Here is a 15,255-nt window from a genome sequence, read left to right on the forward strand (position 1 = left end):
GGTCGATGTGGGCCGGATGCTAAGCGCAGCCGGGGCCGGCCCACTATCATGGCCGCTACCGATTCATCGAAAGACCCACCATCATGCCCCTGCTCCGGTCCGTCGGTCGCCTCATCGCCCAGGCCTGGTGGCTGCTGGACTTCAGCCGCCGCGCCCTGCTGAACCTGTTGCTGCTGGCCATCGTCATCGGGCTGATCGTCGCCTTCGCGACCCGCGGCCCCAGGCCGCTGGAGGACAAGACGGTGCTGGTGCTGAATCTGCAGGGCCGGCTGGTCGAGCAGTATTCCGGCTCGGTGCGCGATCAGGCGATGGCGCAGCTGCGCGGCCAGTCGCGCGAGGCACAGACGCGCCTGCGCGACGTGCTGCAGGCGCTGGAGGCGGCGCGCGGCGATGCGCAGATCGGCGCCCTGCTGCTGGACCTGGACGAGTTCGTCGGCGGCGGCCAGGCCCAGCTGCGCGAGGTGGCCGCCGCGCTGCAGCGCTTCAGGGCCGGCGGCAAGCCGGTGATCGCCTATGCCGGCGGCTACGACCAGCGCGGCTATCTGCTGGCCGCCCAGGCCAGCGAGCTGCTGCTGCACCCGATGGGCATGGTGATCATCGAAGGCTTCGGCCGCCACCGCAACTACTACAAGGATGCGCTGGACCGGCTGGGCGTCGAGGCCAATGTGATCCGCGTCGGCACCTACAAGAACTTCGGCGAGCCCTATGCGGCCAACAAGCCCTCGCCGGCGACGCTGGAGTCCGACGCCTTCCTGTACGGCGATCTGTGGACGCGCTACACCGAAATGGTGGAGAAGGCGCGCAAGCTGGAGCAGGGCGCGGTGGCGCGCGGCATCGAGGAGCTGCCGCAGCGCCTGGCCGCGGTGAAGGGCGACACGGGCCAGCTGGCGCTGGCCGAGAAGCTGGTCGACGCCCTGAAGACGCGCGACGAGCTGCGCGAGCTGCTGATCGCGCGCGGCGCCAAGGACGAGCAGAGCAAGAGCTTCCGCCAGGTCTCGCTGAACGGCTATCTGGCCCATCTGAAGCCCAGGACGACCGGCGCTGCGGTGGGTGTGGTGGTGGCCGAGGGCGAGATCATCGACGGCCAGGCCGGCCCCGGCAAGGTGGGCGGCGACTCCACCGCCAAGCTGATCCGCCAGGCGCGCGAGGACGAGCAGATCAAGGCCCTGGTGCTGCGCGTCAACTCGCCGGGCGGCAGCGCCTTCGCCTCCGAGCTGGTGCGCCGCGAGCTGGAGCTGACGCGCAAGGCCGGCAAGCCGGTGGTGGTGTCGATGGGCGATGTGGCGGCCTCGGGCGGCTACTGGATCTCGATGGCCGCCGACCGCGTGATCGCCGACGCCAGCACCATCACCGGCTCGATCGGCGTGTTCGGCATGCTGCCGACGGCCGACAAGCTGCTGGACAAGCTGAGCATCCACACCGGCGGCCACACCACCACCTGGCTGGCCGGTGGCCACGACCCGCGCCGCCCGCTGGACCCGCGCATGCGCGCCGCGGTGCAATCGGGCATCGAGCATATCTACGACGACTTCACCGCCAAGGCCGCGGCCGCGCGCAAGAAGCCGCAGGCGGCGATCGATGCGGTGGGCCAGGGCCGGGTCTGGACCGGCGCCCAGGCGCTGGAGCGCGGCCTGGTGGATCAGCTGGGCAGCTATGGCGACGCGCTGGGCGCCGCGGCCCGGCTGGCCAAGCTGCCGGAGGGGGAGGCACCGCGCATCGCCTATGTCGAACCCGAGCGCGGCCGGATCGACCGCCTGCTGGACCGCCTGGGCGATGTGCTGGCGCCCGCGCTGACCGAGGCGCTGCGCGCCCAGCTCGGGCTGCCGCCGCTGCTGGAGCAGGCGCGCCAGGAGCTCGGCTGGTTGTCCGCGCTGACCGAGGGGCGCAAGCCCTTTGCGGCCGTCGTGCATTGCCTGTGCGAGGCGCCCTGAGGGGCGGCCCGGCATGCCGGCCCCCGTCCGCAACAAGCCCCGGCGCCGCCTCCTGCATGGCCTGCATGCCCTGCTGGCGCTTGCCGGCCTGGGCCTGCTGGGCGGCCGGCGAGCCGCGCGCGCGCAGGCGATGACGAGCTTCTCGCTGGTCAGCAGCGAGTTTCCGCCGCTGATCACCGAGAAGCCGCCACAGGCGCCCGGCGCGCTGGCCGAACTGCTGGCGCGGCTGGGCGAGGAACTGGGCCTTGCGGACCTGCGACCGCAGTTCTACCCCTTCGCCCGCGCGACGCTGCTGGCCCAGCGCGGGCCGCGCGTCGCGATCGCGCCCTTGGCGCGCACCCCGGCACGCGAGGCCCAGTATCGCTGGCTGCTGCCGCTGTTCCAGCAGCGCTACATGATGGTGGCCCGGGCCGAGCATTGGCCGCGCTTCGCGGCGCTGGACAACCCGCTCGCGCTGCGGGTGGTGACCCTGCGCGGGGCCATCGGCCTCAAGCGTCTGCGCGAACTGCGCTACGTCCATGTCGGCGAGGAGAGCAGCTATGAACATATGCTGCGCCGGCTCGACGAGGGCAGCGCCGACCTGGCCTATGTCAGCCAGCCGCTGTTCGTCGGCGCGGTGCAGAGCAGCGGACGCAAGGCGCGCGACTACCAGTTCGGCCCGGTGCTCGACCAGCTGGAGATCTGGTTGGCCGGTTCTCCCGACTTCAGCGAGGCCGATGTGCAGGCCTTGCGCGCCGCGCTGGAGCGGCTCAAGCGTGACGGCAGCTATGCGCGCTTTCTGCAGAAGGCCAATCTGGCGCCCGATATAATCGCGATCCGATAGCGCCGATTTGTTCCGAATTGCGGGCGCTCTAAAAATGCCGCTAAAGAGGCCCCGAAGGGGGCTCTTCAGTGAAGGCTCGCGCCGTGATGCGCGGCCGGAACTCAAGAGGGACGCTTCCAACCGGCGTTCCGTTTTCAGCGGAGCCGGTTTTTTGTTTTTCTGGAGGCGTCCACATGGGTTCGGTGGGTGATGTCGAGGCTCAGCGCCTGCGTTTTGCGCAGCCGCTGCCGCTCAGGAGCGGTGCGCAGATCCTCGACTACGAGCTGGTCTACGAGACCTACGGTCGGCTGAATGCCGACAAGAGCAATGCCGTTCTGGTCTGCCATGCGCTGAATGCCAGCCACCACGTGGCCGGCAGCTATGCCGGGCAGGACAAGAGCGAGGGTTGGTGGGACAACCTGATCGGTCCGGGCAAGCCGCTGGACACCGACAAGTTCTTCGTGATCGGGGTCAACAACCTGGGCTCCTGCTTCGGCTCCACCGGGCCCATGCATGTGAACCCGGCCACCGGCCGGGTCTACGGGGCCGACTTCCCGGTTGTGACGGTGCAGGACTGGGTCGATGCCCAGGCCCGCCTGCTCGACCGGCTGGGCATCGCGCAGCTGGCCGCGGTGCTGGGCGGATCGCTGGGCGGCATGCAGGCGCTGGACTGGTCGCTGCGCTACCCCGAGCGCATGCGCCACTGCATCGCGATCGCCACCGCGCCCAGCCTGTCGGCGCAGAACATCGCCTTCAACGAGGTGGCGCGCCGCGCCATCATCACCGACCCCGATTTCCACGCCGGCCATTACTACGCCCATGGCGTGGTGCCCAAGCGCGGCCTGCGCGTGGCGCGCATGATCGGCCACATCACCTATCTGAGCGACGACGTGATGGAGCAGAAGTTCGGCCGCCAGATGCGCGCCGCCGAGCTCGGCTATTCGACCCAGGACATCGAGTTCCAGATCGAGAGCTATCTGCGCTACCAGGGCGACAAGTTCAGCGAGTATTTCGACGCCAACACCTACCTGCTGATCACCCGCGCGCTCGACTATTTCGACCCGGCGCGCGAGCAGGGCGGCGATCTGAGCCGCACCTTCGCGAGCGCGCGCTGCAAATACCTGCTGGCCAGCTTCACGACCGACTGGCGCTTCGCGCCGGCGCGCTCGCGGGAAATCGTCAAGGCACTGCTGGACAACAGGCTCGACGTGTCCTACGCCGAGATCGACGCGCCGCATGGGCACGATGCCTTCCTGCTCGACGATCCTCGCTATCACGGCGTGCTGCGCGCCTACTTCGGCCGCATCGCGGGAGAATTCCAATGAGCGCGCTGGCGGTGATGGAACGGATCGCGGCCCTGGTGCCGCAGGGTTCGCGGGTGCTGGACCTGGGCTGCGGCACCGGCGAGCTGCTGGCCTACCTGCAGACGCATCGCGCCTGCACCGGCTATGGCGTCGAGCTGGACGATGCGAACCTGCTGGAATGCGTGAAGCGTGGCGTCAACGCGATCCAGCTGAATCTGGAGGAGGGCCTGTCGATCTTCGAGGACCAGAGCTTCGATGTCGTGCTGCAGCTGGAGACCCTACAGCACCTGCGCAATACCGAGGCCATGCTGCGCGAGACCGCGCGGGTGGGCCGCATCGGCATCGTCAGCTTCCCCAACTTCGCGCATTGGCCGAACCGCCTGCAGGTGCTGCTGGGCCGCATGCCGGTGACGCGCGTGCTGCCCTACGAGTGGTACGACACGCCGAACATCCGCGTCGGCACCTATGCCGATTTCGAGATCCTGGCGCGCAAGAACAGCCTGCGCGTGCTGGACAGCTTCGGCATCCAGGACGGGCGTGCGGTACGGCGCTGGCCGAACCTGCTGTCCAGCATGGCGGTGTTCAAGTTCGATCGCGGCTGAGCCGGCCCACCCCCTACGCGCTTCGCGCGCCCCCTCAAGGGGGCGGCACCGTCCGCCCGGCGGAGCCGGAGCGGCGGTGCCCACGCGGGAATGCGTGGGCCCGCCTGTGCGTCACGCCCTTGTAACGCCTTCTTCATACGCTGCGCGGTCTTCACCACTCCTCTCCCCGGAGAACCGCGCCGATGTCGAGCTCCTCCGCCCCCAAGCTGCTGCTCCTGACCGCGGGCCTGTGCGGCGCGCTGTCCGCCCAGGCCCAGCAGGCCTTCCCCGCCGAGCTGGCCGGCCATGCCTGGCTGCCGGCGCGCAGCTTTGTCGATGCGCCGAAGGACGCACCGGCCTTTCTGCGCAGCAGCGGCAAGTTCACCGCCGCCGACGGCCGCCGCGTCGAGGCGCTTGAATCCATCATGGGCACGTCCTTTCTGTCGGACAAGACCGCGCCGCGCGAGACCGGCGTCAAGCTGCCCTTCAAGGGCCAGCCGGTGCAGGGCTTCTCCGGCATCAAGGCGATGCAGGACGGCACGTTCTGGGTGCTGACCGACAACGGCTTCGGCGCGAAGAACAACAGCGCCGACGCGATGCTGATGTTCCATCAGGTGAAGCCCGACTGGAGGGCCGGCAAGGTCGCGCGCCTGCAGACCGTCTTCCTGCACGACCCGGATCGCAAGATCCCGTTCCCGGTCATCAACGAGGGCACGACCCGGCGCTACCTGACCGGGGCCGACCTGGACATCGAGTCGATGCAGATCATCGGCAACGAGATCTGGTTCGGCGACGAGCTGGGCCCCTACCTGATCCGCACCGACCGCCGGGGCAAGGTGCTGGCGCTGCACGAGACGAAGCTGGACGGCAAGACCCTGCGCTCGCCCGATCACTTCAATGTGACCACGCCGGCCACGCCCGGCGCCTTCGCGACGCCGGTGCGGCGCTCGCGCGGCTACGAGGGCATGGCCGCCAGTCCGGATGGCCGCTTCCTCTATCCGCTGCTGGAAGGCCCGCTGTGGATCGACGGCGAGAAGAAATGGGAGAGCCTGGCCGACGGCCGCGAATACCTGCGCGTGCTGGAGTTCGACGTGGCCCGGGGCGACTGGACCGGCCGCTCGTGGAAGTACCCGCTGGAGCTGAAGGGCAACAATATCGGCGACTTCAATATGGTCGACGCCGAGACCGGCCTGATCGTCGAGCGCGACAACGGCGAGGGCTCGGTCGAGGACGCCTGCATGGGCCCGGCGCGGCCCGATTGCCAGAACCTGCCGGCGCGCTTCAAGCGGGTCTACAAGATCGGCCTGAAGGAGGCCGACGCGGACGGCCTCGTGCGCAAGATCGGCTATGTGGACCTGCTGGACATCGCCGACCCGCGAGGGCTGGCCCGGCGCGGCGCGAAGAACGGCCGCTTCGCCTTCCCCTTCGTGACGATCGAGAACGTGGACGTCGTCGATGCCGAGCACATCGTCGTGGCCAACGACAACAACCTGCCGTACTCCAGCGGCCGCCAGCTGGGCGTGCAGGACGACAACGAGTTCATCCTGCTGAAGGTGCCCGAGCTGTTGAGGGCGCGCTGAGCCTCCTGGCCCCGCAAGGCCGGCGATGCAGGCAAGCGGCTTGCCGGCCCAGCGACACCCGAGGATCCGGCTTTGCCGGGCCGACGGGTGTGCCCCCTTGAGGGGGCCGGCGAAGCCGGTAGGGGGTGGTCATTTCAATCCTCGAAGCGTCCCAGGCGCACCATCGTGTTTCCCGGCTTGCCATGCTTCAGCGAGGGCATCACGAGCACGGTGTCGTCGTGGCGGGTCCTGAACAGCGTCTCGCCATCGCGCGCGAAGGCGGTGCCGGCCTCGGGGATCAGGTCCAGCCCGCGCACCGGGAACAGGAAATGGAAGTCGGCGCTGCGCGCGGTGATGGTCTCGTCGACGCGGATCAGCCGCTGGCGCTCGGGCAGCGGCAGGCGCGGCGCGGCCCAGGCCGCGTCGACCATGCCGGTCAGGCGCAGGAAGCGCAGCAGGGCGTCGATCGCCACCTCGGCCGAGCGTTGTTCCCAATGCTGGCCGCATTCGATCAGCAAGGCGTTCTTCGGGCTGGCCGGGTCGCCGAAGCCGCCGCGGTCGCGCATGCGCAGGCCCGAGGGGTGGCCGGTGTCGATCAGCAGGTCGCCGGGCGTGCCGAGCCGGCGCGCGAAGGCCGCGCCCTTGTCGAGCAGGCCGCAGACCATCAGCGGGCGGCAGGCGTCCTGCATCGAATGGATGTCCAGCAGGAAATCGGCCGCGTCGACGAAGGGGCGCAGCTGGCGCGCGCGGCGCAGCTCCAGCGAGTCGCGCGGGCCGAACAGCTGATCGTCGGACCAGACCCGGTTCAGGTCCTCGTCGACGCAGCGCGAGGCGTTCGGATCGGCCGGGTCGAAGCGCTCATAGGCCGCAACATTGGCGAAGCTCAGGACCAGACGGCCGGTGCGCGGGGCCGGGCCTTGCCGCAGCAGCCAGTCCAGCGCGATCGCGCCGCACAGCTCGTTGCCGTGGGTCAGGGCCTGGACCATCACGGTGGGGCCGGCGCGGCCCGAGTCGAACACATGGACATGCTCGACGCCGCTGCCGCGGCCCTCGCGGTAGGGGCGGATGTCGGGCGGGCTGAGCTCGAGGGCGGGAGCGCTGTTGGCGGGCTGCATGGCTGCCAATGATGCCCAATCTTCGCCGGGAAGGCGCGGGCGATGCCGGCGGGCCCGCGCCGCGAGCGTCGGGCCCGGGTCTACACGCTGGCCGCGCGGCCTACAGCGACGGCGTGGCGTTCAGCGGCGCGAAGTCGGCGCCGCGCTTGCTCTTCCAGGCCGCGATGGCCTGACCCATCTCGGCGGTGTCGAACACCGCGCTCTGCAGCACGCTCATCTGGGCCAGCGCGGCCGCCACGCCGTGGTCGCGGGCATGGTTCAGCGCCAGCTTGCTGGTGGCCACCGCCAGCGGCGACTTGGCCGCGATGGCCTGCGCCACGCCGATCGCATGGGCCAGCAGCGCCTCGGCATCGGGCAGCACGGCATTGACCAGGCCGCTGCTCAAGGCGCGTTCGGCGGGCAGGCGTTCGCCGGTGTAGGCCAGTTCGCGCGCCAGGCCGGCCGGCATGATCTTCTGCAGGCGCTGCAGCACGCCCAGATCGGCCGCCATGCCGATATTGATCTCCTGCACGCAGAAGAAGGCATCGGCCGTGCAGTAGCGCATGTCGCAGGCCGCGGCCAGGTCCAGCGCGCCGCCGATGCAGCCGCCCTGCACGGCGCACAGCACCGGGAACCGGGCCTCATCCAGCACGCTGAAGCAGTCCATCAGGCGGCGCAGCGAGGCCTGGAAGGCCAGGCGGCTGCGCGCGCTGCGCGTGTCCAGCATGGCGTCCTGGCCCGCGAAGGTGTCCAGCGCCATGCCGGCGCTGAAGTGCTTGCCGGTCGAGGAGATCAGCAGCACGCGCGTGGCGCCGGCATCGTCGAGTCCGCGCACCGCATCGCGCAGCGCCGTGAAGAAGGGCGGGCTCATGGTGTTCATGCGCTCCGGCTGGTTCAGGCGCAGATGGGCGACCCCATGGGCGTCGCTTTCGAGGGTGAAGAAGTCCTGGCTCATGCGGTCTCCTGATGGTTGATCGGCGTAGCTTAATCAAGGGACGGCTTGCGTACTTTCACCGACCGGGGAAGTCCCGGGCCGGAGCCCCGGGGGCGCTGCCTACACTGGGCGCCATGCGAACCCTGAGAACCGATGACGGCCTGCCCCTGCATTGGCGGCAATGGAGCCGCCCCGGTCCCGGCCCGGCGCGCGGCACGGTGCTGATCGTGCATGGCCTGGGCGAGCATATCGGGCGCTACGAGCATGTGGCGGCCCGGCTGAACGGCTGGGGCTGGCATGTCGTGGGGCATGACCAGCGCGGCCATGGCGCTTCCGGCGGCGCACGCGGCGACATCAGCTGCGGCGAGCGGCTGCTGCAGGATCTGGCCCTGGTGATCGACGAGTTGCGCGCCGATGCGCTGCTGGGCGCCGGGCCGCTGGTGCTGCTGGGCCACAGCATGGGCGGCCTGGTGGCGGCCAGCTTCGTCGCGGGCGGCCTGTCGGTCAGCAGCGGCGGCGTGCTGCCGGCCTGGTTCCGGCCGGTGGATGCCTTGCTGCTCAGCTCGCCGGCGCTCGATCCGGGCATGTCTGGCTTCCAGAAACTGCTGCTGACGCTGGCCCTGCCCGTGGCGCCGCATCTGGCGGTGGGCAACGGGCTCAAGCCGGCCTGGATTTCGCGCGACGCCGCGGTGGTGGCGGCCTACAAGAACGACCCGCTGGTGCATGACCGCATCACGCCCACCCTGGCCAGCATGATCGCCGAGGCCGGTGCCGAGGTGCTGGCCCGCGCGCCGCAATGGCTGGTGCCGACCCTGCTGCTCTGGGCCGGCAGCGACCATTGCGTGGAGCCCGAGGGCAGCGCCGACTTCGCCGCCGAGGCGCCCAAGCCGCTGGTGCAGGCGCATTGCTTCGAGCGCCTGTATCACGAGCTGTTCAACGAGCCGGAGCGCGAACAGGTCTTCGCACGCTTGCAGGCCTGGCTGGATGACCGGTTCTGACGGCGGTTCTAGAATCGGTGCTCCCCGCCACAAGCCGGAAGCACCACCATGAATGCACGCGATCCCGCGCTGCCGCTGCAGCCCGATGAAGCCACCGCCCTGGGCAAGTTTGCCGAGCGCGTCTGGGACGAGGAAATCGTTCCCGCGCTGAGCGACTACATCGCCATTCCCGCGAAGAGCCCGATGTTCGACGCCGACTGGGCCAGGAACGGGCATATCGAGAAGGTGATCCGCGACGCCGCGAGCTGGGTCGAGAGCAAGAAGGTGGCGGGCCTGAAGCTGGAGGTGATACGCCTGCCGGGCCGCACGCCGGTGATCTTCTTCGAGGTGCCGGCCACCAAGGCCGCCAGCTCCGACACCATCGTGGTCTACGGCCACCTGGACAAGCAGCCCGAGTTCAACGGCTGGCGCAGCGACCTCGGCCCCTGGACGCCCAAGTACGAGAACGGCCTACTCTACGGCCGCGGCGGCGCCGACGACGGCTATGCGGTCTATGCCTCGCTGACCGCCATCATGGCGCTGGACAAGCAGGGCATCCCGCGCCCGCGCTGCGTCGGCATCATCGAGACCTGCGAGGAAAGCGGCTCCTACGACCTGCCGGCCTATATCGACGCGCTGAAGGAGCGCCTGGGCAATGTTTCGCTGGTGGTCTGCCTGGACTCGGGCGCCGGCAACTACGAGCAGCTGTGGCTGACCACTTCGCTGCGCGGCATGGTCAGCGGCGTGCTCAAGGTGGAGGTGCTGACCGAGGGCATCCACTCGGGCGATGCCTCGGGCCTGGTGCCCTCGAGCTTCCGCATCCTGCGCCAGGTGCTGGACCGGCTGGAGGATTCCAAGACCGGTCGCCTGCTGCCCGACAGCTTCCATTGCGAGATCCCCGGCAACCGGGTCGAGCAGGCGCGCGCCACGGCCGAGATCCTGAAGGACGAGGTCTGGAAGCGCTACCCCTGGGCCTGCGGCGCCGACGGCGGCAATGTGCTGCCGGTGACGCAGGACCCGGTCGAGGCGCTGCTGAACCGCACCTGGCGTCCCACCTTGTCGGTCACCGGCGTCGACGGCTTTCCCGAGTTGAAGAGCGCCGGCAATGTGCTGCGGCCCTTCACGGCCTTCAAGCTCTCGCTGCGCCTGCCGCCGCTGGTGGACGGCAACGAGGCCGCGCTGAAGCTGAAGGCCCTGCTGGAGGACAACGCGCCCTACAACGCCAAGGTCAGCTTCGTGCCCGACGGGCGCGCCGGCGCCTATGGCGCGACCGGCTGGAACACACCGGAGCTGTCGCCCTGGCTGGCGCAGGTGCTGGACGAGGCCAGCCAGGCCCATTTCGGCGCGCCGCTGGGCTATATCGGCCAGGGCGGCACGATCCCGCTGATGAGCATGCTGCAGAAGGGTTTCCCCAAGGCGCAGATGATGGTCTGCGGCGTGCTGGGCCCGAAGAGCAATGCCCATGGCCCCAACGAGTTTCTGCACGTGCCCTACGGCAAGCGCCTGACCGCGGCGGTGGCCCAGGTGATGGCCGCGCACCCCTGACCCACGCTGCGCCCCGCTCCAGGGGGCCAAGGCCTCTGGCCTTGGCGAACCCGCAGGACCGGCGGAGCCGGGCCTCGGGTTCCGCCGGGTAATGGCGGGCTCAGTCCAGCGGCAGGCCGACGTAGTTCTCGGCCAGCGCGGTCTGGGCGGCTCGCGAGTCGAACAGATAGTCCAGCTCGGCCTGCTGGATGCGCTGGTCGAAGCCGTTGTGGTCGGGGAAATGGTGCAGCAGCCGCGTCATGCCCCATGAAAAGCGTTCGGCGCGCCAGATGCGCCGCAGCGCCAGCTCCGAATAGCGGTCCAGCCCCCGGTCGCTGCGGTCGCGGTAATGCTCGATCAGCGCGCGGGCCAGCTGGTGCGCGTCCGCCGCGGCCAGGTTCAGCCCCTTGGCGCCGGTGGGCGGCACCAGATGGCCGGCATCGCCGGCGAGGAACAGGCGGCCGAAGCGCAGCGGCTCGGCCACATAGCTGCGCAGCGGTGCGATGCTCTTCTCCAGCGCCGGTGCCGGCCGCAGCGCCGCGGCGCTGGCCGGATCCAGGCGCAGGCGCAACTCGTCCCAGAAGCGCGCGTCGCTCCATTGCTCGATCTTGTCGCTGAGGCTGCACTGGATGTAGCAGCGCACCCGGCTGCGGCTGCGCATGCTGCACAGGGCGAAGCCGCGCTCGCTCTGCGCATAGATCAGCTCCTCGGAGGGCGGCTCGCTGTCGGCCAGCACGCCGAGCCAGCCGAAGGGATAGCCGCGCTCGTAGCAGCGGTAGGCCCGGGCCGGCAGGCTGGCGCGCGAGGCGCCGTGGAAGCCGTCGCAACCGGCGATGAAGTCGCAGGCCAGCTCGCAGTCGCGGCCCTGGTGATGAAAGCGCACGCGCGGCTGTGTGCCGTCGTAGTCGTGCAGGCTGACCTGTTCGACCTGGTAGAGACTCGCTTGGCCGGCCGCGGCGCGGGCCTGCATCAGGTCGCGGGTCAGCTCGGTCTGGCCGTAGACCAGCACCGAGCGGCCGCTCAGGCCCTGCAGGTCGATGCGGCGGCGTTCGCCGCCGAAGCTGATGCCGATGCCGCGATGCACCAGGGCCTCGCGGCGCATGCGGGCGCCGATGCCGGCGGCGTCGATCAGCGCGGCCGTGCCGGGTTCGAGGATGCCGGCACGCACCCGCGCTAGCACCTGCTCGTCGCTGTCGCGCTCCAGAATCGTGCTGGCGATGCCCGCCCTCTGCAGCAGGGCGCCGAGCAGCAGCCCGGCCGGCCCGGCGCCGATGATGGCGACCTGAGTTCGTTGTTGCATGCCCGCTCCCTGAGCTGGATCGGTTCGATCCAGGGGCGGAGCTTGCCACCGCGCGGGCGCGGTGGCGACCGCAAGGTCTTACAGCAGCATGCGCAGATGCGCCTGTGCTTGCAGCAGCGGCGGCAGGCAATGCTCGACCAGCTGATCCATGCTCATGCGCGTGGCGTGGACGCTGATGTTCATGGCCGCGACGACATCGCCGCGGTAGTTCTTCAGCGGCACGGCCACGGTGCGCAGGCCCAGCTCCAGCTCCTGGTCGATGCAGGCATAGCCCAGCGCGCGGGCGCGGGCGATCTCGATGCGCAGGCGCTCGGGATGGGTGATGGTGTGGGGCGTCAGCGCGCTCAGTTCCTGGCGGGCGATCCAGGCATCCACATCGGCCTGGGGCAGGGCGGCCAGCAGCACGCGGCCGTTGCCCGAGCAGTTGGCCGGCACGCGGGTGCCGGGCTGCAAGGTCGGCGAGACCACGCGACCGGCGCTGGTGGCGGCGATGCAGATCACGTCATTGCCGTCCAGCACGCCGGCGGAGCTGGCTTCCTTCAGCGCGTAGGCCAGCTTGTGCAGCTCGGGCTCGACGATGCGCGGCAGGCGGGCCGAGTGCATATAGCTCTGGCCCAGGCGCAGCACCTTGGGCGTCAGCGCGAACATCTTGCGGTCCTGCGAGACGAAGCCCAGGTGGGTCAGGGTCAGCAGGTAGCGGCGGGCGGCGGCACGGGTCAGGCCGGTACGGGCGGCGACCTCGGAAATGGTCAGGCGCGGACGTTCCTGATCGAAGGCCTCGATCACGGCCAGGCCTTTCTCAAGGCCGGCGACCAGATCGCGCTTCAGCGGGCCGCCTTCGTTGGCAGCGGGGGTGGTGAGTGTGTGGACCGGAGCCGCAAGAGCGGCCAGGTCGTCGAGTGCGCGGGCAGCAGACATGGCGTATTTGTGCGTTTTGCGCCCAAATATGCTGGGCGCGGGCCGGGAAAACACTGACTATAGGGAGCGCTTTTGGCGCTGTCCAAGCAAAACCGCCCTGATTGCGCGCTACGCGCACATTCATGCACAATGTTGGTGCATTCTGGGTGCTCGACTCCCCACGGCCTGAGCAGGCGGGTGTGCGGGGCTGAAATGGGCGAGGACCAGATCGCGGGGTGGGCCATGCATGCGTGGAAAGCACATCAAGGAGGCTTCCGCTGCACGATGGACCGCATTTGTGCCGTATATGTGCGATATGCGTATTAATTCTGGATCCAGTATCCCATGGATCGCACAGCCGGATACCGCTTTACACGGTCTTTACCATGACAAAAGTGCTGGGCAACTTGCCGTTTTGTCATGGCGCGGCAGGCGCCATCCCGACGCCTGCCGCGGGCCGGACTCAGACCCGTTCGACGATCAGCGCGATGCCCTGGCCGACGCCGATGCACATGGTGCACAGCGCGTAGCGGCCGCCGCTGCGCTGCAACTGGTTGACGGCCGTGGTCACCAGGCGGGCACCGCTGGCGCCCAGCGGGTGGCCCAGCGCAATGGCGCCGCCATTCGGGTTGACGCGGGCATCGTCGTCCGCCAGACCGAGCTCGCGCAGCACCGCCAAGCCCTGGGCGGCGAAGGCTTCGTTGAGCTCGATCACGTCCATCTGCGCCAAGGTGAGGCCGGTCTGGGCCAGCACCTTGTGCGTGGCCGGTGCCGGGCCTATACCCATGATGCGCGGCGCGACGCCGGCGGTGGCCATGCCGACCACGCGGGCGCGCGGCGTCAGGCCGTGGCGGGAGGCGGCGGCCTCGCTGGCCAGCAGCAGCGCGCAAGCGCCGTCATTGACGCCGGAGGCATTGCCGGCGGTCACGCTGCCGTCGGGCCGGACCACGCCCTTGAGCTTGGACAGCGCCTCCAGGCTGGTCTCGCGCGGATGTTCGTCCTTGGCGACCACGATGGCGTCGCCCTTCTTCTGGGCGATCGTCACCGGCGTGATCTCGGCGTCGAAGAAGCCGGCCTGCTGCGCGGCCACGGCCTTGAGCTGGCTGGCAAGCGCCATGCGGTCCTGGGCCGCCCGCTCGATCCTGAAATCGGCGGCGACGTTCTCGGCCGTCTCGGGCATGGCATCGACGCCGTACTGCTCCTTCATCAGCTTGTTGATGAAGCGCCAGCCGATTGTCGTGTCGTAGACCGCGTTGGCGCGCGCGAAGGCGCTCTCGGCCTTGGGCATCACAAAGGGCGCGCGGCTCATGCTCTCGACGCCGCCGGCGATCATCAGCTGGGCCTCGCCGGCGCGGATGGCGCGGGCGGCGCTGCCGACGGCGTCCATGCCGGAGCCGCACAGGCGGTTGATCGTCGCGCCGGGCACGGCGATCGGCAGCCCGGCCAGCAGCGCGGCCATGCGGGCGACGTTGCGGTTGTCCTCGCCGGCCTGGTTGGCGCAGCCGTACAGCACATCATCGACGGCTTCCCAGTCGACCTTGGTGTTGCGCGCCATCAGGGCGCGCAGCGGGATCGCGCCCAGGTCGTCGGCGCGCACCGAGGACAGGGCGCCGCCATAGCGGCCGAAGGGCGTGCGCTGGGCGTCGCAGATGAAGGCTTGGGTCATGGAATTGTCTCCGTCGGTTTTGAGAGTGTTCAGGACTGCAGCAGGGGTAGGCCGGTCAGGCGCTGCAGGGTGGCGTGATCCAGGCCGTCGGCCAGATCCAGCACCCTCAGACCTTCCGGGGTGACGGTCAGCACGGCCAGGTCGGTATAGATGCGGCTGACACAACGGGCCGCGGTCAGCGGGTAGGAACATTCGGCGACGATCTTGCTCTCGCCGCCCTTGCTCAGGTGTTCCATCATCACGAAGGTCTGCTTGGCGCCGATGGCCAGGTCCATCGCCCCGCCGACCGCGGGGATCGCGTCCGGCGCGCCGGTGTGCCAGTTGGCCAGATCGCCGCGCGTCGAGACCTGGAAGGCGCCCAGCACGCAGATGTCCAGGTGGCCGCCACGCATCATCGCGAAGCTGTCGGCGTGGTGGAAGAAGGCCCCGCCGGGCAGCAGGGTCACCGGCTGCTTGCCGGCATTGATCAGGTCATAGTCCTCGGCGCCGGCCGGCGGCGGCGGGCCCATGCCCAGCACGCCGTTCTCGCTGTGCAGGATCACCTCGCGCTCGGCCGGGATCTGCGCGGCCACCAGGGTGGGCAGGCCGATGCCCAGATTGACCACCGCACCCTCGGGGATGTCGCGCGCCACCCGCGCGGCCATCTGCTCGCGGGTCCATTTCTTGTAGCTCTGCTGCTCGCTCAT

Annotated in this window: 13 protein-coding genes and 1 riboswitch; of the genes, 7 read left to right on the forward strand and 6 right to left on the reverse strand. The window is 69.7% G+C overall.

The genetic code is table 11. From position 1 onward, the window contains the following. The first annotated feature begins 83 nt into the window (after window positions 1–83). The 5 genes from sppA to AC07OQ_RS11205 all read left to right on the forward strand — a co-directional run bounded on the left by sppA (window position 84) and on the right by AC07OQ_RS11205 (window position 6,198). Window positions 84–1,931 (forward strand): signal peptide peptidase SppA, encoded by a 1,848-nt coding sequence (gene sppA, locus AC07OQ_RS11185; RefSeq protein WP_495053199.1) that lies wholly within the window; start codon window positions 84–86, stop codon window positions 1,929–1,931. 13 nt (window positions 1,932–1,944) lie between these two features. Further along, the gene (locus AC07OQ_RS11190) at window positions 1,945–2,754 is read left to right on the forward strand and encodes a substrate-binding periplasmic protein (RefSeq protein ID WP_495053200.1); all 810 of its coding nucleotides are present in this window, start codon (window positions 1,945–1,947) and stop codon (window positions 2,752–2,754) included. Next, a riboswitch (SAM riboswitch) is annotated at window positions 2,744–2,819 on the forward strand. It overlaps the preceding gene by 11 nt. A 108-nt stretch (window positions 2,820–2,927) precedes the next feature. Beyond that, window positions 2,928–4,058, forward strand: coding sequence for a homoserine O-succinyltransferase MetX (gene metX / locus AC07OQ_RS11195; protein ID WP_495053201.1), 1,131 nt, complete (start codon window positions 2,928–2,930; stop codon window positions 4,056–4,058). Continuing rightward, window positions 4,055–4,639 carry a methionine biosynthesis protein MetW gene (gene metW / locus AC07OQ_RS11200; protein WP_495053202.1) on the forward strand — a complete coding sequence of 195 codons (585 nt, stop codon included), beginning with the start codon at window positions 4,055–4,057 and terminating at the stop codon, window positions 4,637–4,639. The genes metX and metW overlap by 4 nt, the downstream gene beginning before the upstream one ends. Before the next feature lie 182 nt (window positions 4,640–4,821). Then, window positions 4,822–6,198 (forward strand): esterase-like activity of phytase family protein, encoded by a 1,377-nt coding sequence (locus AC07OQ_RS11205; protein WP_495053203.1) that lies wholly within the window; start codon window positions 4,822–4,824, stop codon window positions 6,196–6,198. Window positions 6,199–6,332: 134 nt separating this feature from the next. On the opposite strand, the gene AC07OQ_RS11210 is transcribed toward AC07OQ_RS11205, so the two are convergent. Together AC07OQ_RS11210 and AC07OQ_RS11215 are read right to left on the reverse strand one after the other, a co-directional pair. Further along, the gene (locus AC07OQ_RS11210) at window positions 6,333–7,292 is read right to left on the reverse strand and encodes a M14 family metallopeptidase (protein WP_495053204.1); all 960 of its coding nucleotides are present in this window, start codon (window positions 7,290–7,292) and stop codon (window positions 6,333–6,335) included. A 100-nt stretch (window positions 7,293–7,392) separates the two neighbouring features. Further along, window positions 7,393–8,226, reverse strand: coding sequence for an enoyl-CoA hydratase-related protein (locus AC07OQ_RS11215; protein WP_495053205.1), 834 nt, complete (start codon window positions 8,224–8,226; stop codon window positions 7,393–7,395). Window positions 8,227–8,339: 113 nt separating this feature from the next. Between AC07OQ_RS11215 and AC07OQ_RS11220 the strand changes: the two genes are divergently transcribed. Further along, a complete protein-coding gene (locus AC07OQ_RS11220) occupies window positions 8,340–9,203 on the forward strand; it encodes an alpha/beta hydrolase (protein ID WP_495053206.1) in 864 nt (287 codons plus the stop codon). Between the two features lie 48 nt (window positions 9,204–9,251). Beyond that, window positions 9,252–10,727 carry a M20 family metallopeptidase gene (locus AC07OQ_RS11225; protein ID WP_495053207.1) on the forward strand — a complete coding sequence of 492 codons (1,476 nt, stop codon included), beginning with the start codon at window positions 9,252–9,254 and terminating at the stop codon, window positions 10,725–10,727. A gap of 100 nt (window positions 10,728–10,827) precedes the next feature. On the opposite strand, the gene pobA is transcribed toward AC07OQ_RS11225, so the two are convergent. The 4 genes from pobA to AC07OQ_RS11245 form a co-directional block, all read right to left on the reverse strand. Next, window positions 10,828–12,006, reverse strand: coding sequence for a 4-hydroxybenzoate 3-monooxygenase (gene pobA / locus AC07OQ_RS11230; protein ID WP_495053208.1), 1,179 nt, complete (start codon window positions 12,004–12,006; stop codon window positions 10,828–10,830). Window positions 12,007–12,084: 78 nt separating this feature from the next. Beyond that, a complete protein-coding gene (locus tag AC07OQ_RS11235) occupies window positions 12,085–12,924 on the reverse strand; it encodes an IclR family transcriptional regulator domain-containing protein (RefSeq protein WP_495053209.1) in 840 nt (279 codons plus the stop codon). Between the two features lie 442 nt (window positions 12,925–13,366). After that, window positions 13,367–14,569 carry a 3-oxoadipyl-CoA thiolase gene (pcaF, locus tag AC07OQ_RS11240; protein ID WP_495053210.1) on the reverse strand — a complete coding sequence of 401 codons (1,203 nt, stop codon included), beginning with the start codon at window positions 14,567–14,569 and terminating at the stop codon, window positions 13,367–13,369. Window positions 14,570–14,598: 29 nt separating this feature from the next. Further along, window positions 14,599–15,255, reverse strand: coding sequence for a 3-oxoacid CoA-transferase subunit B (locus AC07OQ_RS11245; RefSeq protein ID WP_495053211.1), 657 nt, complete (start codon window positions 15,253–15,255; stop codon window positions 14,599–14,601).

It is taken from the genome of Roseateles sp. GW821-FHT09B06 (assembly GCF_059418245.1).